General features: G+C 34.4%; 17 protein-coding genes. 9 read left to right on the top strand and 8 right to left on the bottom strand.

The window, feature by feature from the left end; translation table 11 throughout:
- Window positions 1-108: 108 nt before the first annotated feature.
- The 6 genes from lgt to M2326_RS15910 all read right to left on the bottom strand — a co-directional run bounded on the left by lgt (window position 109) and on the right by M2326_RS15910 (window position 5,797).
- Entirely contained in the window at window positions 109-1,038 is a 930-nt protein-coding gene (lgt, locus tag M2326_RS15935) for a prolipoprotein diacylglyceryl transferase (RefSeq protein ID WP_264620536.1), read from the bottom strand.
- Window positions 1,039-1,141: 103 nt separating this feature from the next.
- Window positions 1,142-1,375: a membrane protein insertion efficiency factor YidD gene (yidD, locus tag M2326_RS15930; RefSeq protein ID WP_264620535.1), complete on the bottom strand. Its 234-nt coding sequence runs from the start codon at window positions 1,373-1,375 to the stop codon at window positions 1,142-1,144.
- 66 nt (window positions 1,376-1,441) lie between these two features.
- Window positions 1,442-2,920, bottom strand: a complete 1,479-nt coding sequence (gene cysS / locus M2326_RS15925; RefSeq protein ID WP_264620534.1) for a cysteine--tRNA ligase — start codon at window positions 2,918-2,920, stop codon at window positions 1,442-1,444.
- Between the two features lie 162 nt (window positions 2,921-3,082).
- The gene (folE, locus tag M2326_RS15920) at window positions 3,083-3,754 is read right to left on the bottom strand and encodes a GTP cyclohydrolase I FolE (RefSeq protein ID WP_108741044.1); all 672 of its coding nucleotides are present in this window, start codon (window positions 3,752-3,754) and stop codon (window positions 3,083-3,085) included.
- Between the two features lie 269 nt (window positions 3,755-4,023).
- Complete coding sequence (locus M2326_RS15915; protein WP_264620533.1) at window positions 4,024-5,247, bottom strand: pyridoxal phosphate-dependent aminotransferase; 1,224 nt, start codon at window positions 5,245-5,247, stop codon at window positions 4,024-4,026.
- A gap of 160 nt (window positions 5,248-5,407) precedes the next feature.
- A complete protein-coding gene (locus M2326_RS15910) occupies window positions 5,408-5,797 on the bottom strand; it encodes a DUF1573 domain-containing protein (protein WP_264620532.1) in 390 nt (129 codons plus the stop codon).
- A 215-nt stretch (window positions 5,798-6,012) separates the two neighbouring features.
- Between M2326_RS15910 and M2326_RS15905 the strand changes: the two genes are divergently transcribed.
- From M2326_RS15905 to M2326_RS15885, 5 genes are all read left to right on the top strand, one after another.
- Window positions 6,013-8,646, top strand: a complete 2,634-nt coding sequence (locus M2326_RS15905) for a valine--tRNA ligase (RefSeq protein WP_264620537.1) — start codon at window positions 6,013-6,015, stop codon at window positions 8,644-8,646.
- A gap of 346 nt (window positions 8,647-8,992) precedes the next feature.
- A complete protein-coding gene (locus tag M2326_RS15900) occupies window positions 8,993-9,691 on the top strand; it encodes a DUF2064 domain-containing protein (protein ID WP_264620531.1) in 699 nt (232 codons plus the stop codon).
- Window positions 9,692-9,738: 47 nt separating this feature from the next.
- Window positions 9,739-12,714 (top strand): TonB-dependent receptor, encoded by a 2,976-nt coding sequence (locus tag M2326_RS15895; RefSeq protein WP_264620530.1) that lies wholly within the window; start codon window positions 9,739-9,741, stop codon window positions 12,712-12,714.
- Between the two features lie 153 nt (window positions 12,715-12,867).
- A complete protein-coding gene (locus tag M2326_RS15890) occupies window positions 12,868-13,860 on the top strand; it encodes a phosphotransferase (RefSeq protein ID WP_264620529.1) in 993 nt (330 codons plus the stop codon).
- A 1-nt stretch (window position 13,861) separates the two neighbouring features.
- Entirely contained in the window at window positions 13,862-14,827 is a 966-nt protein-coding gene (locus tag M2326_RS15885; protein ID WP_264620528.1) for a nucleoside hydrolase, read from the top strand.
- Window positions 14,828-14,890: 63 nt separating this feature from the next.
- On the opposite strand, the gene M2326_RS15880 is transcribed toward M2326_RS15885, so the two are convergent.
- Both M2326_RS15880 and M2326_RS15875 read right to left on the bottom strand, forming a co-directional pair.
- Window positions 14,891-17,182, bottom strand: a complete 2,292-nt coding sequence (locus tag M2326_RS15880; RefSeq protein WP_264620527.1) for a TonB-dependent siderophore receptor — start codon at window positions 17,180-17,182, stop codon at window positions 14,891-14,893.
- 971 nt (window positions 17,183-18,153) lie between these two features.
- Window positions 18,154-18,705 carry a PepSY-associated TM helix domain-containing protein gene (locus M2326_RS15875; protein ID WP_264620526.1) on the bottom strand — a complete coding sequence of 184 codons (552 nt, stop codon included), beginning with the start codon at window positions 18,703-18,705 and terminating at the stop codon, window positions 18,154-18,156.
- Between the two features lie 1,116 nt (window positions 18,706-19,821).
- Here M2326_RS15875 and M2326_RS15870 point away from each other — a divergent pair.
- The 4 genes from M2326_RS15870 to M2326_RS15855 all read left to right on the top strand — a co-directional run bounded on the left by M2326_RS15870 (window position 19,822) and on the right by M2326_RS15855 (window position 26,184).
- Window positions 19,822-20,256: a hypothetical protein gene (locus M2326_RS15870; RefSeq protein ID WP_264620525.1), complete on the top strand. Its 435-nt coding sequence runs from the start codon at window positions 19,822-19,824 to the stop codon at window positions 20,254-20,256.
- A gap of 176 nt (window positions 20,257-20,432) precedes the next feature.
- Window positions 20,433-21,512, top strand: coding sequence for an efflux RND transporter periplasmic adaptor subunit (locus tag M2326_RS15865; protein WP_264620524.1), 1,080 nt, complete (start codon window positions 20,433-20,435; stop codon window positions 21,510-21,512).
- Window positions 21,513-21,545: 33 nt separating this feature from the next.
- Complete coding sequence (locus M2326_RS15860) at window positions 21,546-24,746, top strand: efflux RND transporter permease subunit (RefSeq protein WP_264620523.1); 3,201 nt, start codon at window positions 21,546-21,548, stop codon at window positions 24,744-24,746.
- 1 nt (window position 24,747) lies between these two features.
- On the top strand, window positions 24,748-26,184 hold the full coding sequence (locus M2326_RS15855) for a TolC family protein (protein WP_264620522.1): 1,437 nt from the start codon (window positions 24,748-24,750) through the stop codon (window positions 26,182-26,184).
- Window positions 26,185-26,338 lie beyond the last annotated feature (154 nt).

Genomic DNA, 26,338 nt, shown 5'->3' with positions numbered 1-26,338 from the left:
ATATAAAACAAAAAACACTTGCAAAAACGTTCTTGCAAGTGTTTAATTAATTATTTTTATCCCAATAATCTGTATCGTTTATTTAGGACTAGACATTTCTATTACTATTTAGTTTTTATTAGGTTCTTTATGGGCTCTGATTATAAAATAGAAACCTATCAATATGAATGGGATACTTAACCATTGTCCAGTAGAGAGTACATTGCCTAAGTCACTTTCAAAACCTCCTTGGCTTTCTTTAACAGATTCCACAATCATACGTACGGTGAATAATAAAACCAAGAATAATCCAAATAAGTAACCTGATTTAAGCCTTGCATCTGTCTTCCAGTACAAGAAAAATAAAGTTGCAAATACAAATACATAACAAAAAGCTTCGTAAAGCTGTGTTGGATGTTTGACCGGAACCTCGTCTAGCAAAACTTTGAATTGAGGATTGGTAGCAATGGCGTTATAGGCTTCTGTTGGATTGGGAATATTGGTTCGAGCTACAGCATCGTTTGGAGAGAAATAATCACGAACAAATTTAATTCCGAAAGCTGAATCTGTTGCTTTTCCAACAATTTCCGAATTAAAAAAGTTACCTAGTCTAACAAATATAGCACCACTAGCAACAGCTATTACGATACGATCTAGGATCCATAACAATGGACGTTTGATGACTTTCTTGCAAAAGTAATACATCGCAACAATTATCGAAATTGCAGCTCCGTGACTTGCTAGTCCTTGGAATCCTGTAAATTGGAACGGATTGAAACGGAAAGGTAAAAATATTTCTGCCAAATGATTTCGGAAATACTCCCAGTCATAGAATAAGACGTGCCCTAATCGTGCTCCAATTAAAGTAGCTAGAACGGTCCAAACGAATAGAGAATCTAATTTCTCGATGGATTCGCCTTCGCGTTCAAAAATATTTTTCATGATGTACCACCCTAATCCAAAAGCAATTACAAACATTAAGCTGTAAAAACGAATTACAAAAAAGCCTAAATCTATTCCTTCTGAGGGATTCCATACGATATTCAAAGCGTGTGTCATTATCTATAATTTTGGGTAAAAATACTGTTTTTGTTGCTAGAATCCATATTAATTTGTCATTATACTGACCAATTAAGAACAGTTTAACAAAGTAATTTGACAATTAATGGTCGCATTTTTTCTTAGGTACGGGATCATAACCTGTGCGTCCCCAAGGATGACAACTCAAGATTCTTTTGATTCCGAGGTAGCCACCGCATAATAAACCATGTACTTGCAGTGCTTCAATCATGTAAGAGGAGCAGGTGGGTTCAAACCTACAGGTAGCAGGCGTGAAGGGAGAAATGGCGGTTTGATAGATGCGAACTAGAAATATAAATGGACTGGTTATTTTCATTTTATTTAGATTGAGCCAGAAATTGAAAAAGGTTCAACTACATCTGCAATTGAACCTTTTTGTATATTATAAAGAGAAACTAGTTCCTTCTTTGCCATCTTTTAACTGAATTCCAATTGCGAGTAACTGATCTCGAATTTGATCCGATAAAGCAAAGTTCTTGTCGGCACGCGCTTGTTTTCGCATCTCGATCAATAGGTTTACTGTTCCTTCCAATTTATCATTTTGGCTGTTGGTGGCTTTTTCATTTTCTAATCCTAAAACATCAAATACAAAAGCATTCATTGCAATCGTGAAATCGTTTAGATCATCAGCAGTCAACGTTTCTTTTCCTTCTTTCAAAAGATTGCAAAAACGTACTCCTTCAAACAATTGCGCTATTAAGATTGGAGTATTAAAATCGTCATTCATGGCGTCATAACACAATTGTTTCCATGATGCGATGTCAAGCGTACTAGTATTGCTGGCTGTTATCTGCGTTAGGTTTTCTAAGGCTTCCATCAATCGCTTGTATCCTTTTTCAGCAGCAACAATAGCATCATCAGAGAAATCTAATATACTTCTGTAATGCGCTTGCAACATGAAAAAACGTGCTACAGAAGCCGAAAATGCTTTACTCAAAATCGTATTGTCACCAGAAAGTATTTCGCCAGGCAAAATATTATTTCCAGTAGATTTTGCCATTTTTTTACCGTTCAAGGTCAGCATATTTGCATGCAACCAGTAATTTACGGGTGTTTGACCTGTACAGGCTTCGTTTTGAGCAATTTCACATTCATGATGTGGAAATTTTAAATCCATTCCACCACCGTGAATATCAAAATGGTTACCCAAATATTTGGTACTCATTGCAGTACATTCCAAATGCCAACCAGGGAAACCTTCTCCCCAAGGAGAGGGCCAACGCATGATGTGTTGTGGTTCGGCTTTTTTCCACAAAGCAAAATCCTGTGGGTTTTTCTTGTCCGATTGTCCATCAAGATCTCTAGTATTTGCTAGCATATCTTCAATGTTGCGACCACTCAAAATCCCATAATTGTGATTTTCATTGTATTTTACCACATCAAAATAGATCGATCCATTGGCTTCATAACCAATACCCGAGGCTACAATTTTTTTGATAATCTCAATTTGTTCTATAATGTGGCCAGTCGCTGTGGGCTCAATGCTTGGAGGTAAGAAGTTAAATGCTTTCAAGATTTGATGAAAATCAATCGTGTAGCGTTGTACCACTTCCATTGGTTCCAACTTTTCCAAGCGTGCTTTTTTGGCAATTTTATCTTCGCCTTCATCCACATCGTCCACCATATGGCCAACATCAGTAATGTTACGCACATAGCGCACCTTGTAACCCAGGTGGGTGAAATAACGAAAAATAATATCAAATGACATAAAAGTTCGCACATTTCCCAAATGCACATTGCTGTACACCGTTGGTCCACAAACATACATTCCTACATTTCCTTCGTGAATCGGCGTAAAAATTTCTTTTTCTCCAGAAAGAGAATTGTATAATTTGATCTTTTGAGTACTATATAATGGCATTTTTTTATTTATTTGAAGCTTAATCCTGCTGTCCGCTGTATCTTTTTATGGCAGAAAAAGCCATAAAAAGGATTCCGCTTCCATCAGGGCTAGGGTATTAGGGTAATCAGGAGACGGTAGGCAAAATAATACGTTCTGTTTTTTAATTTTAAACCAGCCGAATTAAAATTTAGTTTCCATTTTTATGTAATCCAAAAATTCGCGTCTTGTAGACTCTTCTTTAAATTTTCCACCAAATTCAGACGTTACCGTACTGCTTTCAATATCTTGAATTCCGCGTGAGTTTACACAAAGGTGTTTTGCATCAATAACACAAGCCACATCTTCAGTACCCAAGGCAATTTGAAGCTCTTGAACGATTTGCATCGTTAAACGCTCTTGTACTTGTGGTCTTTTTGCATAGTGTTCCACAATTCGGTTCATTTTTGACAAACCAATTACGCTACCTTTCGAGATGTAAGCAACATGTGCTCTTCCTATAATTGGTAACAAGTGGTGCTCACAAGTAGAGTAAAGTGTGATGTTTTTTTCGACCAACATTTCACCATATTTGTAATTATTGTCAAAAGTAGAAGCCTTTGGTTTTTTATTCGGATTCAATCCTCCAAAAATTTCTTTAACAAACATCTTAGCAACACGATTTGGTGTGCCTTTAATGCTATCATCAGTCAAATCCATTCCTAAAGTTCTTAGAATGTTCTCAACGTCTTTTTTTATCAATTCAATTTTGTCATCGTCGCTTACATCAAAAGCATCGTCGCGTACTGGGTTTTGTGCAGAGGTAGCAATATGATTTTCTCCTATTTCATCCTGCAATTCGTTATTTTGTATCATTAAAATCTTCTATTATAAACGAGGTTGTTTTTAAGGGAGCAAAGTTAATTAATAAATTTTAAACTATGTAATTCGACAAAAGTTAAATAAAACTTTTTCTCCAAACAAAAATAACGGTAATGGCCTATAAATTGGCACTTACCGTTATTTTTATGTTCTAAAGCGACTTGAGTTAAACAAGATTGCTTTTCTGTTACAATACTTTTGTATTAAAAAAGGTCTGATGAACTTACTTTTATAAAAAGTTAGTCCGTTGATTCAATCCTTTTTTAGTCAATTAACATTGGTTTTTTGTACTTGATTGCTTTGTATACTTTTAGCGCTTCTTTCAAGATATGAACAGAGCGTACTAGTTCTTCTTTCTTTAGTACATAAGCCATACGTACTTGATTTTTCCCCATTCCTGGAGTAGAGTAGAAGCCTGCTGCAGGAGCAATCATTACTGTTTCACCTTCTAATTCGTAATTTTTAAGTAGCCATTTTGCAAAATGGTCTGTATCTTTTACCGGAAGTTGTACAATGCAATAGAATGCTGCTTTTGGTAATGTTACTTCCACACCTTCAATTTTTAGTAATTCAGAGATCAACGTATCTCTTCGTATTTTATACTCCTTAATTGTTTTTGTAAAATAACTTTTAGGAGTGTCTATTGCTGCTTCACATGCAATTTGTTCAATGGTAGGAGGGCATAATCTTGCTTGAGCAAATTTCATTGCCGTTGCAATTACCTCTTTATTTTTAGTTACCATACAACCAATACGTGCACCACACATACTATATCTTTTGGATACAGAGTCAATCATGATTACGTTTTGCTCTAGACCAACAAGGTTCATAACGGAGTAATGGATGTCTTCTGGATTATAAATAAATTCACGATACACTTCATCAGCGATTAAAAATAAATCATGTCTTTTTGCCAATTCTCCCAATTGTGAAATCTCTTGTTCAGAGTATAAATTTCCCGTTGGGTTACTTGGATTACAAATTAAGATGGCTTTTGTTCTAGGCGTGATTAAGTTTTCAAACATTTCGATGGAAGGCAAAGCAAATCCGTCTTCAAAACTAGAGGTAACAGGAATTACTTTAGCACCTGATTCTTCAGAGAAGGCACTATAATTTGCGTAAAAAGGTTCAGGGATGATTACTTCATCTCCGGGATCCATGATACTTCCCATGGCAAATAATAAAGCTTCAGATCCACCAGTGGTGATCATAATATCTTTAGTATCTACGTTAACATGTTGTCTCCTGAAAAACGAAGCCAATTTCTTTCTATAGCTTTTATTACCCTCAGATGGTCCATAAGCAATAACATCGAGATTGATGTTTTTGATGGCCTCAATGGCTTTTTCTGGACTTTTTATGTCTGGTTGGCCAATGTTAAGGTGGTAAACTTTTAAACCTTTTCTGTTTGCTATATCTGCAAAAGGAGCAAGTTTACGTATTGGAGATTGAGGCATTTTTTTTCCTCTAATAGAAATATTAGGCATGTTAATAATGTTTGGCACAAATTTGCGAATTTTTTTTCAAGACGCATCTTTTTTTACCGTTTAATAAAATGATTTGATGTCGATTTATATATTTAATAAAAAATGAATATAATAAAACGAATTTTAACCTACTATGGTTATTTAAAGAAGATAAGCTTGCTTAATTGGCAATGACATCTCCTTTTATTTTCAATGGTATTCTACCTTCGTCGTAATTGATTGCGTTCGTCTCAACCGTGATCGTTTTTCTAATTGGACCAGAAGTTAATGTGTATTTTATTTCAATTATTCCTGATTTACCCGCTTGAATTGTTTCAGGCGTTTTGGAAAGTATGGTACAACTCGAGGTTGATTGTACGGAATAGATAAGCAATGGGGCGTTTCCTGTATTTGTAAATTCAAATACGCGAATTCCATTGTCATTGTCTTTTGTAATGGTACCAAAATCGATGGTATTGTTTTTGGCTTTGAAATCAATTTTAGCACCATTTTGAGCAAATCCAATACTGCTTACGAGTAGGATCGCGATAAAAGTGGCTATTTTTTTCATTGTTTTTATTTTTGGAAAAGTAAAGATACTAGCTTTTAATTAGGACACAAATTTTTATTTCGCTTTTTATAGTGTACTTTATTATTTACTTTTGTTCCCAAATAGAAATACAATAATTAGACCAGAGTCTAAAATATAGGTTGCAAACACTTTTTATATTCCTAATAGTAACCAGCAATTTATAAAATTTAATGATTAAACTTAGCTACGATACAATGACAATTCCTGCACAATTTGACGCCGAAATGATTGAGAATAAATGGTACGATTACTGGATGAAAAACAACTATTTTCATTCTGAACCAGATCATAGAACACCTTATACTATTGTCATCCCACCTCCCAATGTAACAGGAGTCTTGCACATGGGACATATGTTGAATAATACAATTCAAGATGTTTTGATTCGTCGTGCTCGTTTAAAAGGGTTTAATGCCTGCTGGGTACCTGGTACAGATCACGCCTCTATTGCTACAGAAGCAAAGGTGGTAGCTAAATTAAAGTCGGAAGGAATAAATAAAAACGATCTTACGCGTCAAGAATTTTTGAAGCATGCGTGGGATTGGACCGAGAAATACGGTGGGACAATTCTAGAACAATTAAAACAATTAGGATGTTCTTGTGACTGGGAACGTACTAAATTTACTATGGATCCAGATATGTCGGCCTCTGTAATCAAATCGTTTGTAGATTTGTATAACAAAGGATTAATATATCGTGGGTACCGAATGGTAAACTGGGATCCAGAAGCAAAAACTACTTTATCTGATGAGGAAGTTATTTTTGAAGAAAGACAAGGAAAACTATATTTTATACAATATAAAATCGAAGGTTCAAATGACTTTTTGACGGTTGCTACAACACGTCCGGAAACTATTTTTGGAGATTCGGCAATTTGTATCAATCCAAATGATGAACGTTTTACACATTTGCGTGGTAAAAAAGCAATCGTACCTATATGTGGGCGCGTGATTCCAATTATCGAAGATGACTATGTTGATATCGAGTTTGGAACAGGATGCTTGAAGGTAACGCCTGCACATGATATGAATGATAAAACATTGGGCGAAAAGCACAATCTTGAAATCATTGATATATTTAACGAAGATGCTACCTTAAATAGTTTTGGTATGCATTACAAAGGACAAGACCGTTTTGTAGTTCGTGAAGCAATTGCAAAAGAATTAGAAGAAACAGGCGCATTGTCTAAAACAGAAATCCACTTGAACAAAGTTGGAACCTCTGAAAGAACCAAAGCGGTAATCGAACCAAGATTATCAGATCAATGGTTTCTTAAAATGGAAGATTTGGTAAAACCTGCAATTCAATCCGTATTGGTTGATGGTGATATTAAATTGCATCCAAAACGTTTTGAAAACACCTACGCACATTGGTTAAACAATATTCGTGATTGGAATATCTCTCGCCAATTGTGGTGGGGACAACAAATTCCGGCTTTTTACTACGGAGACGGGAAAGAAGATTTTGTAGTTGCAGAAAATATAGAAGATGCGCTAAAATTGGCACAAGAAAAAACGGCTAACTTGCAACTTCAAACCACAGACCTGAGACAAGATGTTGATGCCTTGGATACTTGGTTTTCGTCTTGGTTATGGCCAATGTCCGTTTTTGGTGGTATTATGGATCCAGAAAGTGCCGATTTTAAATATTATTACCCAACAAATGACTTGGTTACCGGTCCAGATATTTTATTCTTCTGGGTAGCGCGTATGATCATTGCAGGTTACGAATATGCTGGTGAAAAACCATTTACAAATGTGTATTTAACAGGATTAGTTCGTGACAAGCAAAGAAGAAAAATGTCTAAGTCTCTTGGGAATTCACCAGAGCCATTGGAATTGATCAAAAAATTTGGTGCTGATGGAGTGCGTGTAGGTTTACTATTGAGTGCATCTGCAGGAAACGACATCATGTTTGATGAAGAATTATGTAACCAAGGAAAAGGATTTTCGAATAAAATTTGGAATGCCTTTAAGTTGATTAAAGGATGGGAAGTTTCTACTGCAATCGAACAACCAGAATCATCAAAAGTAGCTATCGAATGGTACGAAGCGAAGTTCCAACACGTATTAGCAGAGATCGAAGATAATTTTGATAAATACAGAATCTCTGAGGCATTGATGGCTATTTACAAATTAGTTTGGGATGATTTCTGTTCTTGGTTTTTAGAAATGATCAAACCAGGATACCAACAACCAATTGACAGCGTTACTTTTGCTAAAGCGATAGAAATGCTTGAAAATAATTTGAAATTGTTGCACCCGTTCATGCCATTCTTGACTGAAGAAATTTGGCAACTAATTGCTGAAAGAAGTACTGAAGAGGCATTAATTGTTTCTACTTGGCCAGAGGTTAAACCGTTTAACGCTAGTTTAATCACCGATTTTGATATCACCATGGAAGTGATCTCTGGAATTAGAACTATTCGTAAAGACAAAAACATTCCGTTCAAGGATACTATCGAGTTGAAAGCTATCAATAACGATGCTATTTCGACTTATTTTGATACTATTGTAACCAAATTAGGGAATATTTCTTCATTTGAATACGTAGCCGAAAAAGTAGATGGAGCGTTGTCTTATCGTGTGAACTCTAACGAATATTTTATTCCTGTTGTTGGAACTATTGATGTGGAAGCTGAAATTGAAAAATTGACAGCAGAATTGGTTTACACAAAAGGTTTCTTGAAATCAGTGCAAGGAAAGTTGTCAAATGAGAAATTTGTAGCTGGTGCACCTGAAAAAGTAATAGCAAACGAAAGACAAAAAGAAGCTGATGCTTTGGCAAAAATCGAAACGATTGAGCAAAGTATTGCTGGTTTACAATAATACTATAATTGATTTATACTTAGAAAGGCTGTCCACAAGACAGCCTTTTTTTGCAAAGTACAGTCCAAAGTAGAATTTTCGGGAGCATAAAGAATCTTTTTCATATTTTAGCTTTGCCTTTCTAGCTGAAATTCAGATTGATGAGGGCTGTTAAAACAACTGTGTTTTTATTTTCGAAAATATAATTCGCATTTATAAAACCAAATACTGTAGTTTGCCGTATATAAATTAGAATTACAAAGCTACCAAGGGTTTAAAATCCTTCGTGGGTGCGTTGATCTACAAAATTTTTTAAAATATAAATGAATTAATGTCAGGGATGTACTTTTGATGCGTCTATAAAAATATGAATGCCGAAACCAATTTAAATTCGACCACTGCAATTTTGCTTTTTGCTCAAACCGAGCAAGCAGAAGCGGCAACAAAAAAAATAAGTTCTTACACTAAGAACAATATTTTGTTGTGGAAAAAATTGAATAGTAAAGTCATTCAAACCGTTAAAAAAACAAAATTACCTTATTTTATCTCAGATGAGACCACGCAGGTGGGATCAAATTTTGGATATAAGATTACAGCTGCGGTTCAAAATGTTTTTGATCAAGGATTTGAAAATGTTATTGTAATTGGTAATGACTCCTTAGCATTGACAACTTCTTTATTATTGAATGCAGCTCAAAATTTGCAAAATAAAGATATTGTTTTGGGAGCCGATTGGCATGGCGGTGTTTACTTGATGGGATTGTCTAAGCGAAATTTCAATGCGAGCGTTTTTGAGAAGATTGAGTGGCAAACAAATTCGGTTTTCAAAAATTTAACCCATATTTTTCAGCAGCAAACCATTTTTCACCTGCCGAGGTTACAAGATTGTAATGATAAAGACACCTTTCAAGATTCTATTTCTAGTTTAGGGTATGCTTCAAAACTGAGAGCCTATTTAATGGCCTTGGTACAAGAGCGCTTATTTTATTTTTTATTCGAAAAAGTATCTTATTTTTCGTCTTACACCACCACTTTCTACAACAAAGGTTCGCCGGTTGCTATTTAATTTTTCGAAAAAAAATCAAAATTAAATAGTCACTTTTAATACCATCCATGAAACAACTTTTCATCTGGGCTATGCTTTGCGTTTCGACCTTAGCCATGGCGCAACAAGATTTAACGGTCGAAATTATCGATAACGACGACCAGAAACCAGTAGCAAATATCACCATTAAATTGGCCAATAGCGCCAGAAACACAACCAGTTTACAAACTACAAATGCGCAAGGAAAAGCCATTTTTCGTGGGATTCCAGCCTTAGATGGTTATCAAGTTTCGTTTGCGGGAAACATACTGTTTGCTCCTACAAGTTCTGAGATGTTGAGTATTCGCTCCAATGAAAGTCCAAACATAAATTTGGTTTTGCAAAAGGCCAACAGTCAACAATTGAATGAGATTGTTATTGCAACAGGTTCGGGTTCCAAAATAAACAGGAGAGATGCCGAAGTTTCATTCGAGATAACAGCAGCCGAACTCCAAGAAATTCCTGTAGAAGGTAGGGATGTTACTAGAGTATTATACCGTTTACCCAATGTCTCACAAGCGACTGGATTTTATCCAGAAGCTGCCAATGTGAGTATCAATGGAGCAAGCTCTGGATATACTTCGTATTTAATTGATGGAATGGATAACAACGAACGCTTTTTGGGTGGTCAAAAATTTGCCATTCCGTCGGGATTTGTAAAAGATATTACTGTTTTGACCAACAACTTTTCTGCAGAGTACGGATTGACCGGTAGTGGAATTGTGAATATTACACCGCGATCAGGTTCTAATAAAAGTACAGGAGAAGTTTTTTACATCACTAGGCCAGGACCAAGCATCGACGGAAAGTCTAGCTTTGCCCAAAGAGATTTATCAGGTAATCAAGTTAAAAATGGTTTTGCACGTTATCAATGGGGAGCAGGAGCAGGTGGTGCTATCGTCAAAGACAAAACGTTTTACTATATTAATTTTGAACACACCACAGATGTCAAAGATAATTTGTTGAATGTACCTGCCTTGGGCGTAGCAGAATCGGTGCGTGGTACCAATCAATTTAATTATTTTTCGACCAAAATTGATCAAATTTGGAACTCAAATTTCAACTCGTCTTTACGTGCGAATGTAGGTGTTGTGGATATTGAGCGCCAAGGTGGTGGTTTGGATGGCGGTTCTACATTTGCTTCTGCAGGAAATTCACAGCAACGTAATAGTATTTTATTGGCTTTGAAAAACAGTTACAAATTAGGTGATTTTTCTGGAGAGACCAATGTGCAGTACAGCCGCTTTAGATGGAATTATGCTAAGCCATTCAATCCAAATACGTCGCAGGTTACTGTTTTGGGAGTAAATGATGAAACGCTAGGTGTAATTGGGAATCCAGGTTATGTTTTTGATGCTATCGAAAACACAGTGCAGTTACAACAAAAAGTGAAATATTACACAGAGAAACACACTATCAAAGCAGGACTAAACTTTATACGAGGGAGTCATGTTTTGTTTGGTGGAGGAAATCCAGTAGGGAATTACAGGGTGAAGTTGACTCAGACTCAAATTGATCAAATAAAAAACAGTGGAGTAGGTGGCGCTTTGAATGTAAACGATATCCCGGCAGATGCACAAGTTTTAGATTATAATGTGGAGTTGAGACCCACTTCTTTTGGAACCCATCAAGATATTTATTCAGCTTATATCGAAGATTTATGGTCTGTAACCGATCGATTGAATTTGACTTTGGGTTTACGATACGATTATGATAATTTATCGAAGGGCGGTAGCAATAAAGGAGATTACAATAACTTGGCACCACGATTTAATTTTAACTATAAACTGAATAATAACAGTAGTTTGCGTGGGGGGTATGGTATTTCATATGATAAAGTAAGTTATGCGGTCTATAGTGATGCGTTGCAACAAAATACGACATCGGCCAGTTATAAAATAGAGTTGCAGGAATTAAAACGTTTGGGGATATTACCAGCTAGTACCAATATTGATGCGATTACTTATAACGGAAATTTGAATGCTACGGTAAATAATGTTTCTTATTTGAATGGTCCTTCAGCTACTGATTTGCAGGGACAAAGAGAAACAGTTTTTTCAAACGAAAGAAGGATTCTAAATCCGAATGGTTATAAAAATGCCTACAGTCATGAATTTGCTTTGGGGTATCAATTGCAACTATCTGATGATAGATTGTTTTATGTCGATTTAGTACATAATAGAGGAGAAAATTTAACTCGTTTGCGCAATCTAAATGCAGCAGCAGAATATCCTATTGATCCGAATAATGTGGTCATTCGAACTGTAGCGCAAGCAGATGCAAGCCGACCAATTCCGATTGTAAATGGTACTGCTACTATCAATGGGCAAACATATACAGGAATAGCACGAAGTATAATAATGAGTGAAAACGAAGGCAAGTCACGCTACTACGCCATGAGTTTGAACTATCAAAAAAAGAGAGGTACAGATGATTATTCGTATCGATTGAATTATACACTTTCATCAAGTAAAAATAATACAGACGGAATCAATTTTAGAGCTTCGGATGCGAATAATTATGCCAATGAATGGGGACCTTCTGTAAATGATCGAACGCACAATATTAACGGAATCTACAATTATTATCCCTTCAAAGGGTCAACGGTTACTTTTACAGGATTATTGCAAAGTGGACAACCGATAAATCGTATTCCGCTAGGTTTTGGAACAACTGATTTGAATGGTGATGGCGCAAGTTTCGCAGATGCCTACACGGGGAATAGTGACCGTTTTCCGGGAGAGAGCAGGAATAGCGACCGCCTACCTTGGAACACTACTTTTGACTTGGGACTACAACATCAATTTGCGGTGGGTGGTGATCGAAAAATAGAAGTGCGAGCAGATATTTTTAATTTACTAAACGCAGAAAATTTAAGTGGGTACAGTAATAATGCCACTCAAAGTAACCAGATTCAAGGTGGATCAAGTGCTAGTGGTTTGTTTACGCAACGTAATGCTTCACCACCAAGACAGTTTCAGTTTGGGGTACGTTATTTGTTTTAGGGATTAGAAATGGGAAGCAGGGTTTGCGTTAGGGATAGGAGCGGTATCCTTTTGTGTAGCGATAGCGGAACAAAAGATATAGCGGATAGCCCGACCGCCTTTTTCTGGCGGGAACGCCCAAGTAATGAGATTTATAATTTTAAAGAAAAATATATGTTTGTATTGGATGCAAATAATCCAGCGGATTTGACAGTTTGTTTGACAAATTTGGGATGGTTAGGAACGAATGAAGAGATTACTAGTTTGACCATTCCGGGTGCGGGGAACATGAATTATGTTTTGCGAGTAAAAACAAACCAACGTAGTTTTATTCTCAAGCAAGCGCGTGGGTATGTAGAGAAGTATCCGCAGGTGGCTGCTCCCGCAGAGCGCGTACTTATAGAGGCTTCTTTTTATGATAAAATAAAAGAAAATGACTTTCTGCAACACTTTATGCCCGAGAAATTGGGCGTAGATGTTGCCAATAAACTGGTTGCTATCGAAGATTTGGGACCTGCAAATGATTGTACGATTTTGTATCAAGATGGCGAAGAATTGTCTGTTGCTTCCTTGGAAAAACTAGTGTCGTATTTGAGTACTTTGCATCAAGCTTTTGCAAAAACTAGGGTGGATGATGAATTGGCAAATGAAGAAATGAGGGTGTTGAACCACGAACATATATTTAAGTATCCGTTTATGGAAGAGAACGGTTTTGACTTGAATACAATACAAGATGGTTTGCAGGATTTGGCAGTAGTCTACAAAAAAAACAATGCTTTGAGACAAAGGGTTGAAGTATTGGGTGGCTTATATTTATCGAAAGGGAAGTATTTGTTGCATGGTGATTTTTATCCTGGGAGTTGGTTGCAAACCCAAAAAGGAATCAAAGTAATCGATCCTGAATTTTGCTTTTTTGGATCAAGAGAGTTTGATTTGGCTGTTTTTATTGCACATTTACATTTGTCGGGGCAGAGCGAAGCCTTAATCGTTAAGGTGGCTGAGAATTATGAAAGTTTTGACCAATTGAACAGTGCCATTTTGAATGGTTTTGTTGGAACGGAAATTATGCGACGATTGATTGGGTTGGCACAATTGCCACTTGAAATGTCTTTGGATAAAAAGAAAATGCTATTGCATATTGCTTATGAATTAATTTTAAACGAATAAGATGAAGTATATATTTTATGTTGGGTTGTTGGTGTGGGGAAGTCTAGCGCAAGCACAAACAAAGGTGTGGTTTGATACCGATTTGATGATTGGAATGCCCGATGCATCAGGACCTCGAGAAGTTGATGATGCTTTCACACTGATTATGGCGTTGAAACAACCACAAATCGAAATAGTCGGAATCAGTTCGATCACTTATGTGGATTATAGCTATGATGTAATTAATAAATTGTTGCAATGGCACAACAAAGGAAAGGCGATTCCAGTATATAAAGGATCACCAAAAGCAGATGATTTGGGTGTTGAAAATGATGGAACGAGAGCGTTGTACGAAGCATTGAAAAAAGAGAAATTGACCATTTTGGCTTTGGGACCAATGACCAACATTGCAACATTGATAAAAAATCATCCTGATATTATTCCGCAAATCGAAAAAATTAGTATTTGCGCAGCTCGTACTCCTGATTTACCTTTCAATCCAGGTCATGGTAAATTGAATGTATTTGATTACAATTATGAGTTGGATTACAAATCTATGGATGTGGTTTTGGAATCATCTATACCGCTAGTTTTTGCGGGCTATGAACCCAGTTCGTACACTTTTATAGGGAATATAGATTTGGCTAGTTTGGATCAAAAGGAAGAAGCAGATAAATGGCTTTTTGACATTGTACAACCGTGGATGGAGAAGAACGAGAAGTTTTTTGGAATACGAGGATTTATTCCGTTTGACTGCTCTACATTGGGCGTGATTACACACCCAGAATATTTTACGTACTACAAAGACATTCCGATTAAGGTCACTTATAAAAAGAATGATGCATTGAAAGTACAACCAAAGGTTCCTTTTAAAAACTTCTTAGAAGTTTCGTATGAATTCAAAACAAAAAAGAAAGTAGACTATGCACGACGTGCCTTACTTGGTTTTGAAGAAAAGATACTAGAGACATTAAGCGTTAAGAAATAAAACTAAAAAATCCCATTTGCGCATTTGCAAATGGGATTTTTTCTTTTTGTGTAAAATACAATGTTATAAACTATATTTTAGACTAGCCATTACTTGTCTAGGAGCAATTGGGTTTGCACTATAATTTTCATGAACGGTATAATTGAGTTCGTTCGTGATGTTCGATAATTTGCACAGAAGAGAAAGTTTACTCCAAGAGTAACCTGCTGAAAAGTCGATAGTTGCATAACCATCTACAGGAACTTCTCTATCTTGAATAAGTAACGTTCCAGGATTTGCGGTGTCCTCAATATAACGGTTGTTCCAACCAGCAATGCGATTCCCGATATAATTACCAATAGCACCAACTGATATTCCTTTTAATGCTCCAGAAGGTATTTTGTAGAAAAAGCTTAGGTTGGCAGTATTGGCAGGAGTTCTAGCAACGCGATCTCCTTCGATTGAATTACCAACAGCAACTGGTGTTTTTACAAAGCGCATATCGTTGTAACTGTATCCTGCATTGATATTGAAACCTTCAAAAGGTCTGGCGGTGATGTCAATTTCAATTCCTTTACTTTTTGTTTGTCCGCTTAAAACTTTTAAAGATGTATCGGTGTTGGCAGACCCATCAGCTTTGAATTGAGCAGTTTGAACTAAATTATTGTTCGAAATTTGATAAACGGTAACATTAGTACTTAGAATTCCTCTCCAGAAATCTGTTTTGATTCCGGCCTCATATTGATCAATAATCGAAGGTTTTACAGGTTGTAAATCTACTGTTGTACCCGACGTATTTGGTGTAAAAGAGTTGGAGTAGCTTGAGAAGATAGTGATATCTCTTGTTGGTTGGTATACAAGCCCAACTTTTGGTGAGAAAGCATTATCCAAACGTTTTGCAGCAACAGTTGGAGTATTATTTTCTGGTGCTACCGTTTGAAACTTGTTGACAAGCGTTTCTTTGTAAGTAGATGCTTCTGACTCGATCCAAGACCAACGAATACCTGCTAGTACTTTGAATTTATCGGTAAGCGATATCAGATCTTGAAAGTAGGCACCAAAACGTTGTGAGTCAGTATTTACTATTTGAGTAGCTCTGGAGTCAAATGGAGCCACAGTACTTTCTGCACTTAGATCGTAATTGAACAAATTGATTGCTGTATCTTCAGTCGATTTTATATTTCCTGCAGCATCAAAGAAAGTATAGGTGTAGGCTTTTGCTAGTGAATTTTCATAATCTACACCTGTAAAAATTTGATGTTTGATTTTTCCAGTGTTAAAAATTCCTTGTATGCTTAATTGTTCTCCAAGGATCTTTTCTTGATTATTGCTTTGTGTTAAAGGTCTATTCCAATCTCCTCGATTAGTATAGGTTTCAAGACCATACATTTGTGCTGTAGATCTTGATTTTCTGTTGTAATACTGATAAGAAGAATTAAAATTAAGTTTCCAGTTTTTATTAAAATCATGGTTAACTAATGCCGAGGCGCTAGATGATTTGGTGTTTCCAGTGGACCATAATGCAGCATAAAAATTGTTACGAGGTAAATCGAGAATTTCTTTACCAATGATTCCTGTTCCAAAATCTGGTGTCCAGTCAGCACTTAAATAATCTGCTTGAACTGTAATTTGTGTTTTATCACTAATGTTAAATAAGAGTGAAGGGTTATAGTAGATACGTTTGTTTTTCACTACATCTCTAAAACTTTTAGAATTTTCGTAGGAACCTGTAAATCGATAAGCAATCGTTTTGTTAAGAGGTCCGTAAAAATCTATTGAAGGTTTATAAAAAGCATAACTTCCAGCTTGCATGTTTATTTCTCCTCCATTGAAAAATTGAGGAGTTTTGGTTACCATATTAAGAATTCCTCCTGGAGCAACGTTACCAAATAACAATGCGGAGCTTCCTTTTAAGAATTCAACTCTATCTAAAGATGAAACTTCTGGGATTGAACCCCCATTATATCTAAAACCATTTTTAAGCATGTTGTTTGAGGTCATATCGTATCCTCTTGACCACAATGATTCTTGGGCACCTCCTCGAGCTGAGCCTACATAAACACCATTAGCATTTTTTATAACATCGCTTAAACGTATGGCTTGTTGCTGTGTTATGATCTCGCTACCAATGACTTGAACACTTTGTGGTAGGTCCATAATTTTAATTCCGGAGCGAGCTACCGAAACAGGCTTTGTAGATTTGTTTGTGGTAACCACTATTTCTTTAAGGACTTCACCCTTTTTATTTTTCACTGTATCGCGATTTACAGTATACTTTTCTCTAATAGTGGGAGAAATGTTGTTATATGCTAATTCTTGGGCTTGGGTTTGAAGACTAATCAAACAAATGCTAGTAAGTAAAATTCTGGTTATCATGTTTATTTAGATTGATTAAAAATAAAATGCAAATGTAGCTATGATATTCAAAAAATCAAACTTTATTTAGATTAAATAAAAATAATAAATTATGTTTTTTTTAACTTTCTGGATTGTAATAGTTTACAGCTCTAAAAAGTTTTTTTAACGTAAGTGTAATCTGATACAACGAATTGAAGTTATTTTAGGTAGAAAAGTACTAGAATTATGAAACTTACGTTGTACTTTTAATATAGGTTTTTAAGAGTTTTTTTTATTAAATAAAATAGAAATTAACTAGATTTCTGCGGGTATATACTAGTAAACCAAACAAAAAATCCTGTCGCTGATAAAGTAGGAATCATTAAACGAATCAAAAAGGTAAATGTTTATCCAGCTAGATCCAAAACTGACTTTGTATGAATATCATAATTCATTCGTATTCCCAAAAAATGTGTTTTACCTCTTTTTCTTGTAATATATATTGATAAAAATAACCATATTAAATTTTCCGATACAAACCACAATCAGAAGTAATATTAGAAGCGATAACCGAAATTTTATGTTCTGGGAGGTATACTTCGATAGTTTTTAATTATAGATATTGTTTTTATCAATAAATATACGACATCCAAAGAATGTGCTACTGCAGTTAATAATTGGATATGAAATCTAAGAATATCAATGATTTCTTTCTACAAAGACCATTATATTAGGAGTTAACAGACCAATTTAAATTTATTACCAATCCGATATTAACAAAAGAAAAAGTTTTGAAATTACAGCCCAAAATAAGACACAAATTTTTTTGAAGTATTCGAAAGATTCTAAGACCCTAAAGAAAGTAGATTGGGCAAGTTGTGCTTAACTAGATTTAGTATGTAGAAATTTATTAATAGTAATAAAGCAAAATTATGGAGTACAATTCAATGCAAAAAAAATACCCATTCGTTTTGGTAACGAATGGGTGTTTTATTAAATAATGATTTTGATTATCCAAATAAGATAAGAAATATCAGTGGAAAAATAATACCAGCTATGGCTAATTTCCATCCCCTGCTTCTAAAGCTAAATTCTCCTTCTTTTACCATTATAATACCTGTTAGAGCGATGATTATTAAGCTTAAGGCAAAAATATCAGAATAATAGATCCAAAAGTTAGAGGTATTAGTATGCAACGACATTGCTTGGCTTATGATAGGTGTTTTATTGAAAGAGACTATTTCACCTTTACCCGTTTTGATATCAATTTCGACATCATGTTTCTCAAATGAAATTTTATAAGTATTATTTTTAATCGTTTGGCGCCTTAATTTGTCATGGAAATGATATCTATTTCCAAGCTTTGTTGCATAATCATCGTTAAGTTCACTTATTTCTGGTAACTTAATAATGAGCATTTGTGTTTGCGTTGTGTACTTTTCAGGATGCCAACTTTCGCGGTGATTCATCATCAAACCTGAAAAGGCGAAGGAAACAATTAGACCTATGTAAAAATAACCAAGATCACGGTGTAGGTTTCTAAAAGTGCTTTTTTTAATCATCTTTTGTATTATTTATTTTAAACGAGAATTTTTACAAAATTACAGTTTATATTTTTAATTATCCATAAATTGTCTCGTATCAATAGGGATTTTACTATAGTTTTTTTGTGTACAATAATTTACTTCATTGACAATGTTTGATAATTAAAAAAAGAGTAAATTTTTTCAATTATAACCGAGTGCATTTGTAAATAGTTACTTCATATCGGTCCTTCAGGTTGTAGAGCTACTGTTAATACGATTGCTCCACCCTGCTGTATGATTTCTATTTATAATTAGTATTAAATTATTTTTTAATCTCAGTGGTTTTTGTTAAGTCAAGGATTAATAAAGTTGGATAGTTTATTGGAATGCTTTCTTACCAATTGAGTATCTGTAAATCGGTAACTTTTTTTAAATACCTATATAAGAAGTATGTTGTTGTATTAAAACTAAAAAGTTTCTTGAGTTCTATCTCTTACATCCTCAACATATATTGCATGTTTTTAATATATTTTAATAACACATAAGTGAGTGGATTGTGGTACGAGAGTATTTTATTATTGATTACTTGTATACTTTATTGAACATTCATTATTTTCAATTCTTATTGAGATACTGCTATACTTTTTTAAGTTCTTCTTTCAAGCTATTAAAATTTTATTAAGTGTTTTACCTTTTTTACTTATTTCTATTTGGTTATCAATTTAGTATACTCACTTTCTTATTACATTATTTTCGATTGAATTAATTTTTTGTCCTTTCGTAATTAGTATTATTAGTAAAAAAGCAGGAATTGTTATGCTATGTTTTTTATTATTGGAAATTAAAAATAAAGATATTATTGTAGAAATATATCTCAAAAAAAAACACATTTATTTAGAATAAATAAAAATAATTAGATAAGGAAAAAAAATAATATAATGATAATTATTTTTTTGAAGTGTTAATGAAAATCAAAATATTTTAGACTAGATACCCTAAATAACCACTATATGAGGTGTTTTTAAGTAAAAAAAAGCTGGTAACCCATGCGAACAGTAGGGGTGTGATGAGATAAAAGGTATTTTAATCAATTAACAATATTTAACAATATAGCTATTGCCAAGTATAAAAAAGTTTGTGTACTTTTGGGGCATGATAAAGAAGTTATTCATCCAATATCTACTACTTTCTTTTTTGGTCCTTTTCGGAGGAACAGGAACGTCTATGTATGCTATTCATTTGGATCATTCAACTTCAGCATTATGTAGTTTAAAATCGCATGATAATCATTCTACTTTATTAACAAATTACTTTGATCATTCTGATATATTTTTGAATACGCAACATTCATCAGGTGGAAGAGATCTTAATAAACTTCGTGCTACCGATAATGAAGGTGAAGAAGATGAAGTTCTTACTTCGAAAAAAGAGTTAATTAATACGGCTAATTATTTAGCTACCTTTTATCAAATTACTGATGATATTGCCTACTACGGTAGTTGTAATAAAAGAACAGTTTATAGAATAACTTTCGACTGCTATACTTCATGCAGAAAATATGTTTTATTTCAAGTGTTTCGCATTTGATTTAAAACATTTCTTGTTGGTATCCTAATTACCAATCAAATCACAAGTTTATTTTTAATCTAAACAAAAACATCCTTTTGTTATTGAAATAACTATGAGAATACGTATTGTATTATTCTTAGTTTACTTTTTGAAAATTATTACAAAAACCAATTGCTTTAAAAATCATTATTATTATGAAGAAAACACTCATGTTTGTGGGTTTGTGTGTCTTGTTATGCCATACAAGCTGTAAAAAAGAAGAAGAAAAAGAAAAAGAAGATACTTATCTTGTTACAAATCCAATTAGGATTGACACAATAATTACTAAGGAATATGTATGTCAAATTCATGCAATTCAGCATATTGAGATACGTGCACAACAAACAGGGTACTTGCAAAATATTTTTGTAGATGAAGGGCAGTATGTTCAAAAAGGCCATAAATTATTTCAAATTATGCCAAATATTTATCAGGCTGAAAAGGAAAGTGCTGGAGCAGAGGCTCAATTTGCTGAAATTGAATATAAAAACACAAAAAAATTAGCAGATCAAAATGTAGTTTCTCAAAATGAACTGGCTATGGTTAAAGCTAAATTAGCAAAAGCAAATGCTGATTTATCTTTAAAAAATGTTCATTTACAATTTACAAATATAAATGCTCCATTCAGTGGTATTGTTGATTATTTTCATGTACGATTGGGTAGTCTTGTTTCTGAAGGAGATTGGTTAACAAGTCTATCAGATAATAGCCAAATGTGGGTATACTATAATGTACCAGAAGCAGAATATCTTAATTTAAAGAATAAGATTTCAAAAGCAAATCCTTTGAAAGTTAAATTGGAAATGGCTAATGGAAAGATATTTGACCATGTGGGACTTGTTGAGACAATTGTAGCTGATTTTGATAATGAAACAGGTAATATTCCATTTAGAGCTACTTTTCAAAATCCAGAACAATTATTGAGACATGGGGAAACTGGAAATATTGTAATGGATATTCCTTTAAAAGATGTAATGGTAATACCTCAGAAAACAACCTATGAAGTTTTAGATAAAAAATATGTTTACGTTGTTACTAAAGATAATGTTCTTAAATCAAGAATGGTTAAAGTAGGACTTGAAATGAGAAATTTATATGTTATCACTGATGGATTAAAAGTGGGTGATAAAATACTTTTAGAAGGAATTAGAAAAGTTAAAGAAAATCAGAAAATAAAATATGATTTTAAACAGCCTAAATATGTAATCTCTCATTTAGATTTAGAAGCTGAATAAATGGCGATACTAATTAAAAAAAAATAAAACAATATGTTTCAAAAATTTATCCACAGGCCAGCCCTAGCGATAGTAATATCATTACTTATCGTGTTTATGGGGGTATTAGCCATAAAAACGCTGCCTAAGTCACAGTTCCCAGACATTGCACCGCCAATGATTGTTGTATATTTGGCTTATCCAGGAGCAAGTTCTACGGTTTTGACAGAATCAGTTCTTATCCCTTTAGAACAAGCTATTAATGGTGTTCCAGGTACTAAATATATGTTTTCTACTGCTGCCAGTTCTGGAGAAGCAAATATTACTGTTGTATTTGATAAAGGAACAGATCCTAATCAGGCACTTGTAAATGTGAACAATCGTGTTCTTCAGATGCAAAGTAAATTACCTAAACTTGTTCAGTTAGAAGGATTAATTGTACAGCAATTAATGCCTAACATGCTTATGTATGTGAATTTATACGGTAAAGACACTAAGAATGTCAACATGGAGTATATCTTTAATTATGCTTATGTTAATGTAATGCCTGAATTGCAAAGGGTAAAAGGTGTTGGATTTGTAAAAATCATTGGTACTAGACAATATGCAATGCGTGTGTGGTTGAAACCAGATAGAATGAGAGCTTACAATATATCGACAAAAGAGGTTATGGAATCCATTGATACGCAGAGTGTTATTGGTTCTCCGGGAAGGTTAGGTCGAGCTGATAGTAAAGTTTCAGAATCTATAGAGTATGTTTTAACTTATAAAGGTAGGTTTAATAAAGCTCAAGAATATAAAGATATTATTTTGAGAGCAAAACCTAATGGAGAAATACTTCGTTTAGGTGATGTGGCAGATGTTGAAATGGGTAGTGAATTCTATGATGTTTACTCCAATAAAGATGAGTTTCCTTCTGCAGCAATTACAATAAATCAAGCCTATGGTAGTAATGCTACAGAGGTAATTGACGGTTTAAAAGAAAAATTAGAAAGTCTTAAAAAAGATTTTCCACCTGGTATAGATTATGAAATTAGTTATAACGTTTCTAATTTCTTAGATACATCTGTTGAAGAAGTAATTCATACCTTAAGAGATGCCTTTATATTGGTAGCGATTGTGGTTTTTATATTCTTAGGGGATTGGCGTTCTACATTAATTCCAATTTTGGCAGTACCAGTATCTTTAATTGGAGCCTTTTTTGTAATGCTTGCTTTTGGATTGACAATTAACTTGATTACATTATTTGCCTTAGTTCTAGCTATTGGAATTGTCGTCGATGATGCAATTGTCGTCGTCGAGGCAGTTCATGCCAAATTTGAAGAAGAACCGCATATCTCTCCTTACAATGCCGTTAAAAAAGTTTTAGGAGAAATTAGTGGTGCCATTATAGCTATTACATTGTTAATGACTGCTGTTTTTGTCCCTGTAGCATTTATGTCAGGGCCCGTAGGTATATTCTACAGACAATTCTCTATTACAATGGCTGCATCGATCGTAATTTCTGGTACTGTTGCACTTACTTTAACACCTGTTTTGTGTGCGATTTTACTAAAAAATAATCATGGAGTTGAAAAAAAGAAAAATTTTATTGATAAATTTTTAGGTGCTTTCAACAGACAATTTGATGGACTTACCAATAGTTATGTTAAGTTATTGAAAATGATTGTAACCAGAAGAACGGTAACTTTTGGGGTATTAATTGCTTTTGCTTGTGGAATTGTTGGAATTTCAAATATTCTTCCTTCAGGTTTTGTACCTGATGAAGATCAAGGAATGATTTATTCCGTACTACAAACTCCTCCAGGATCTACCTTAGAAAGAACTTATGCGATAAGTCGTCAATTACAAGAAGCAGCAAAGACAATAAAAGGTATTAAATCTGTGTCTGCATTAGCGGGTTATGAAATCTTGACTCAAGGTCGTGGATCTAACTCAGGAACACTTTTGATTAACTTAGATGACTGGAGTGAAAGAGATCGTACTGCAAAACAAATCATGGAAGAATTAGAAGAAAAAGCGAAGGACATACCTGGAGCAAAAATTGAATTCTTTAATCCACCAGCTGTACCAGGATATGGAGCTGCAGGGGGTATTGCTTTGCAATTGTTAGATAAAAATAATACGATTGATTATAAACGTTTAGATAGAACTACTAAGGAGTTTATGGCTGAGCTTGAAAAGAGAAAAGAGATTACATCTTTGTTTACTTTTTATAGTACAGATTATCCTCAATATGAATTAGAAGTAGATAATCAGGCAGCGATGCAGAAAGGAGTTTCTATTAATGAGGCTATGGAAAACTTATCTATTCTTATTGGTAGTACTTATGATCAAGGTTTTATTAAATACGGACGTTACTTTAAGGTTTACGTACAAGCTGATCCAAAATACAGAAGACTTCCTGAAGATGTGATGAAACTCTATGTGAAAAATGATAGAGGAGAAGAGGTTCCTTATTCTTCATTTATGAGTATGAAAAAAACACAAGGGATTTATGAGGTGAACCGTTACAATATGTACAACTCGGCCTCTATTAGATGTTCTCCGGCTGAAGGATACAGTAGTGGTGAAGCTATTAAAGCAATTCAAGAAGTTGCTAAAGATAAATTACCTAAAGGGTATGATATTGACTGGGCAGGACTTCAAAAAGATGAAGTTGCTAGGGGTAATGAAGCTATTTATATATTTATTATTGTATTATTGTTTGTTTACTTAGTATTAGTTGCACAGTACGAAAGTTTTATTCTTCCGTTTGCTGTAATTCTTTCTTTACCTCCAGGTATTTTTGGTGCATTTATGTTGATTAAATTCGCAGGGGTAGCCAATGACATTTACGCGCAAGTGGGACTAGTCATGCTGGTCGGTCTGCTCGGTAAGAATGCCGTCTTAATTGTGGAATTTGCAATCCAGAAACATCACGAAGGTTCAACGGTGTTAAATGCTGCAATTGAGGGTGCAAAAGCACGTTTTAGACCTATTTTGATGACCTCTTTTGCATTTATTGCAGGTTTGATTCCATTATTAGTGGCTACTGGACCAGGTGCGGTTGGAAACCTTACTATTGGTGCAGCATCACTTGGGGGTATGTTATTTGGAACCTTATTTGGTGTTGTAATTGTACCAGGACTTTATTATGTTTTTGGTAGTTTGGCAGATGGTCGTAAATTGATTAAATACGAAGAAGATAGTTCATTAACAGATGATTTTGTACATGCAATAGATACTTTCGAAATAACTGAAGAAAATGACTAAAATGAATAAACTAAATAAAATAAAATACGCAGGTCTAACCTGCGTATTAATAAGTCTTGCGGGCTGTAAAATGCCTTCTGTCGTTCAAAGGACAGAAAATAAGACAACGCCAGAAGTTTTCCTTAATGCAACCAATGACACTTTGAACAATGCAAAGACAAAGTGGAAGAATTATTTTACCGATGCCAATTTGAATGCATTGATTGATAATGCTTTGCAAAACAATCAAGAGTTAAATATCACTATGCAAGAATTAGTGATTGCTCAAAGTGAAGTAAGAGCTCGTAAAGGAGAATATTTACCTTTTGTAAACGTTGGAGCAGGAGCAGGAGTTGATAAACTAGGACGTTATACTAATATGGGAGCTAGCGAAGCTAACACTGATATTATGCCTGGTAAAGAAACTCCAGACCCCCTTCAAGATTACAAAATTGGTGCTTTTGCTACTTGGGAAGCCGATATTTGGGGTAAGTTACACAATGCCAAAAGAGCAGCTGTAAGTCGTTATTTTGCAAGTGTAGATGGTCGTAATTTTGTTCAAACCAATTTAATTGCCGAAATTTCAAATTCGTATTACGAATTATTGGCTTTAGACAATCAATTGGAAATTGTAAAACAAAATATTGAGATCCAAACCAATGCTTTGGTAATTATGAAATTGCAGAAAGAATCTGCTCGTGTAACCGAATTGGCTGTACGTCGTTTTGAAGCTCAGGTTTTAAAAACTCGTGGAATGCAGTATGGAATTAAACAAAAAATTACAGAGACTGAGAATAAAATAAACTACCTAATTGGTCGTTTTCCTCAACCAATTGTAAGAGACCATAAAATGTTCGAAAGCCTTATTCCTGCTAAAGTCAATGCTGGAATCCCTTCACAATTGTTAGAAAACCGTCCTGATATTAAAAAAGCAGAGATGGAATTAGCAGCAGCAAATTTGGATATCAAAGTTGCCAAAGCACGTTTCTACCCATCTGTCGGAATTTCTGCAGGTATCGGGTTTCAAGCATTTAACGCGAAGTATTTAGTGAATACACCTCAGTCCCTTTTATATTCATTAGCAGGAGACTTAGTTGCTCCATTAATCAATAGAAATGCCATTAAAGCTAGTTATATTAGCGCCAATGCAAGACAAATTCAAGCAGTTTATAATTACGAAAGAACTATTGTAAATGCCTATGTTGAAGTAGCTAATCAGTTAGCCAAAATCAAGAATATGCAACAAAGTTTTGAGTTAAAAGCACAAGAAGTAGAAGCTTTAAATCAATCTGTTGGAATTTCAACTGATTTGTTTAAATCAGCTCGTGCAGATTATATGGAAGTGTTGTTAACGCAACGTGATGCATTAGAATCTAAGTTTGAACTAATCGATACTAAAAAATCACAAATGAATGCATTTGTGGATATTTATAGAGCCCTTGGAGGCGGATGGAACTAACTTGTAAAGTTAGATTATTTGGTTTTATGTTTACTTGTGAAGAAAGGTTGCCTGAAAAGGAGGGCACTGAAAAACATCGCATATTTTGATTATCATTGTTTTTTAGACAATAAAAAAACGCTTGTAACAGGATTTATATAATCCGTTGCAAGCG

Source organism: Flavobacterium psychraerolatum (assembly GCF_025960985.1).
Taxonomy (GTDB): domain Bacteria; phylum Bacteroidota; class Bacteroidia; order Flavobacteriales; family Flavobacteriaceae; genus Flavobacterium.
The sequence above is the reverse complement of the archived record's forward strand: the minus strand, read 5'-3'. Positions and strand labels throughout refer to the sequence as shown.

Bases quoted from the DNA above. Each gene is read 5' to 3' on its own strand.
- M2326_RS15905 (WP_264620537.1), top strand. From the start codon at position 6,013: ATGACAATTCCTGCACAATTTGACGCCGAAATGATTGAGAATAAATGG.
- M2326_RS15865 (WP_264620524.1), top strand. From the start codon at position 20,433: ATGAAGAAAACACTCATGTTTGTGGGTTTGTGTGTCTTGTTATGCCAT.
- M2326_RS15910 (WP_264620532.1), bottom strand. From the start codon at position 5,797: ATGAAAAAAATAGCCACTTTTATCGCGATCCTACTCGTAAGCAGTATT.
- M2326_RS15895 (WP_264620530.1), top strand. From the start codon at position 9,739: ATGAAACAACTTTTCATCTGGGCTATGCTTTGCGTTTCGACCTTAGCC.
- M2326_RS15855 (WP_264620522.1), top strand. From the start codon at position 24,748: ATGAATAAACTAAATAAAATAAAATACGCAGGTCTAACCTGCGTATTA.
- M2326_RS15915 (WP_264620533.1), bottom strand. From the start codon at position 5,247: ATGCCTAATATTTCTATTAGAGGAAAAAAAATGCCTCAATCTCCAATA.
- cysS (WP_264620534.1), bottom strand. From the start codon at position 2,920: ATGCCATTATATAGTACTCAAAAGATCAAATTATACAATTCTCTTTCT.
- M2326_RS15860 (WP_264620523.1), top strand. From the start codon at position 21,546: ATGTTTCAAAAATTTATCCACAGGCCAGCCCTAGCGATAGTAATATCA.
- M2326_RS15880 (WP_264620527.1), bottom strand. From the start codon at position 17,182: ATGATAACCAGAATTTTACTTACTAGCATTTGTTTGATTAGTCTTCAA.
- yidD (WP_264620535.1), bottom strand. From the start codon at position 1,375: ATGAAAATAACCAGTCCATTTATATTTCTAGTTCGCATCTATCAAACC.
- lgt (WP_264620536.1), bottom strand. From the start codon at position 1,038: ATGACACACGCTTTGAATATCGTATGGAATCCCTCAGAAGGAATAGAT.
- folE (WP_108741044.1), bottom strand. From the start codon at position 3,754: ATGATACAAAATAACGAATTGCAGGATGAAATAGGAGAAAATCATATT.
- M2326_RS15885 (WP_264620528.1), top strand. From the start codon at position 13,862: ATGAAGTATATATTTTATGTTGGGTTGTTGGTGTGGGGAAGTCTAGCG.
- M2326_RS15900 (WP_264620531.1), top strand. From the start codon at position 8,993: ATGAATGCCGAAACCAATTTAAATTCGACCACTGCAATTTTGCTTTTT.
- M2326_RS15875 (WP_264620526.1), bottom strand. From the start codon at position 18,705: ATGATTAAAAAAAGCACTTTTAGAAACCTACACCGTGATCTTGGTTAT.
- M2326_RS15870 (WP_264620525.1), top strand. From the start codon at position 19,822: ATGATAAAGAAGTTATTCATCCAATATCTACTACTTTCTTTTTTGGTC.
- M2326_RS15890 (WP_264620529.1), top strand. From the start codon at position 12,868: ATGTTTGTATTGGATGCAAATAATCCAGCGGATTTGACAGTTTGTTTG.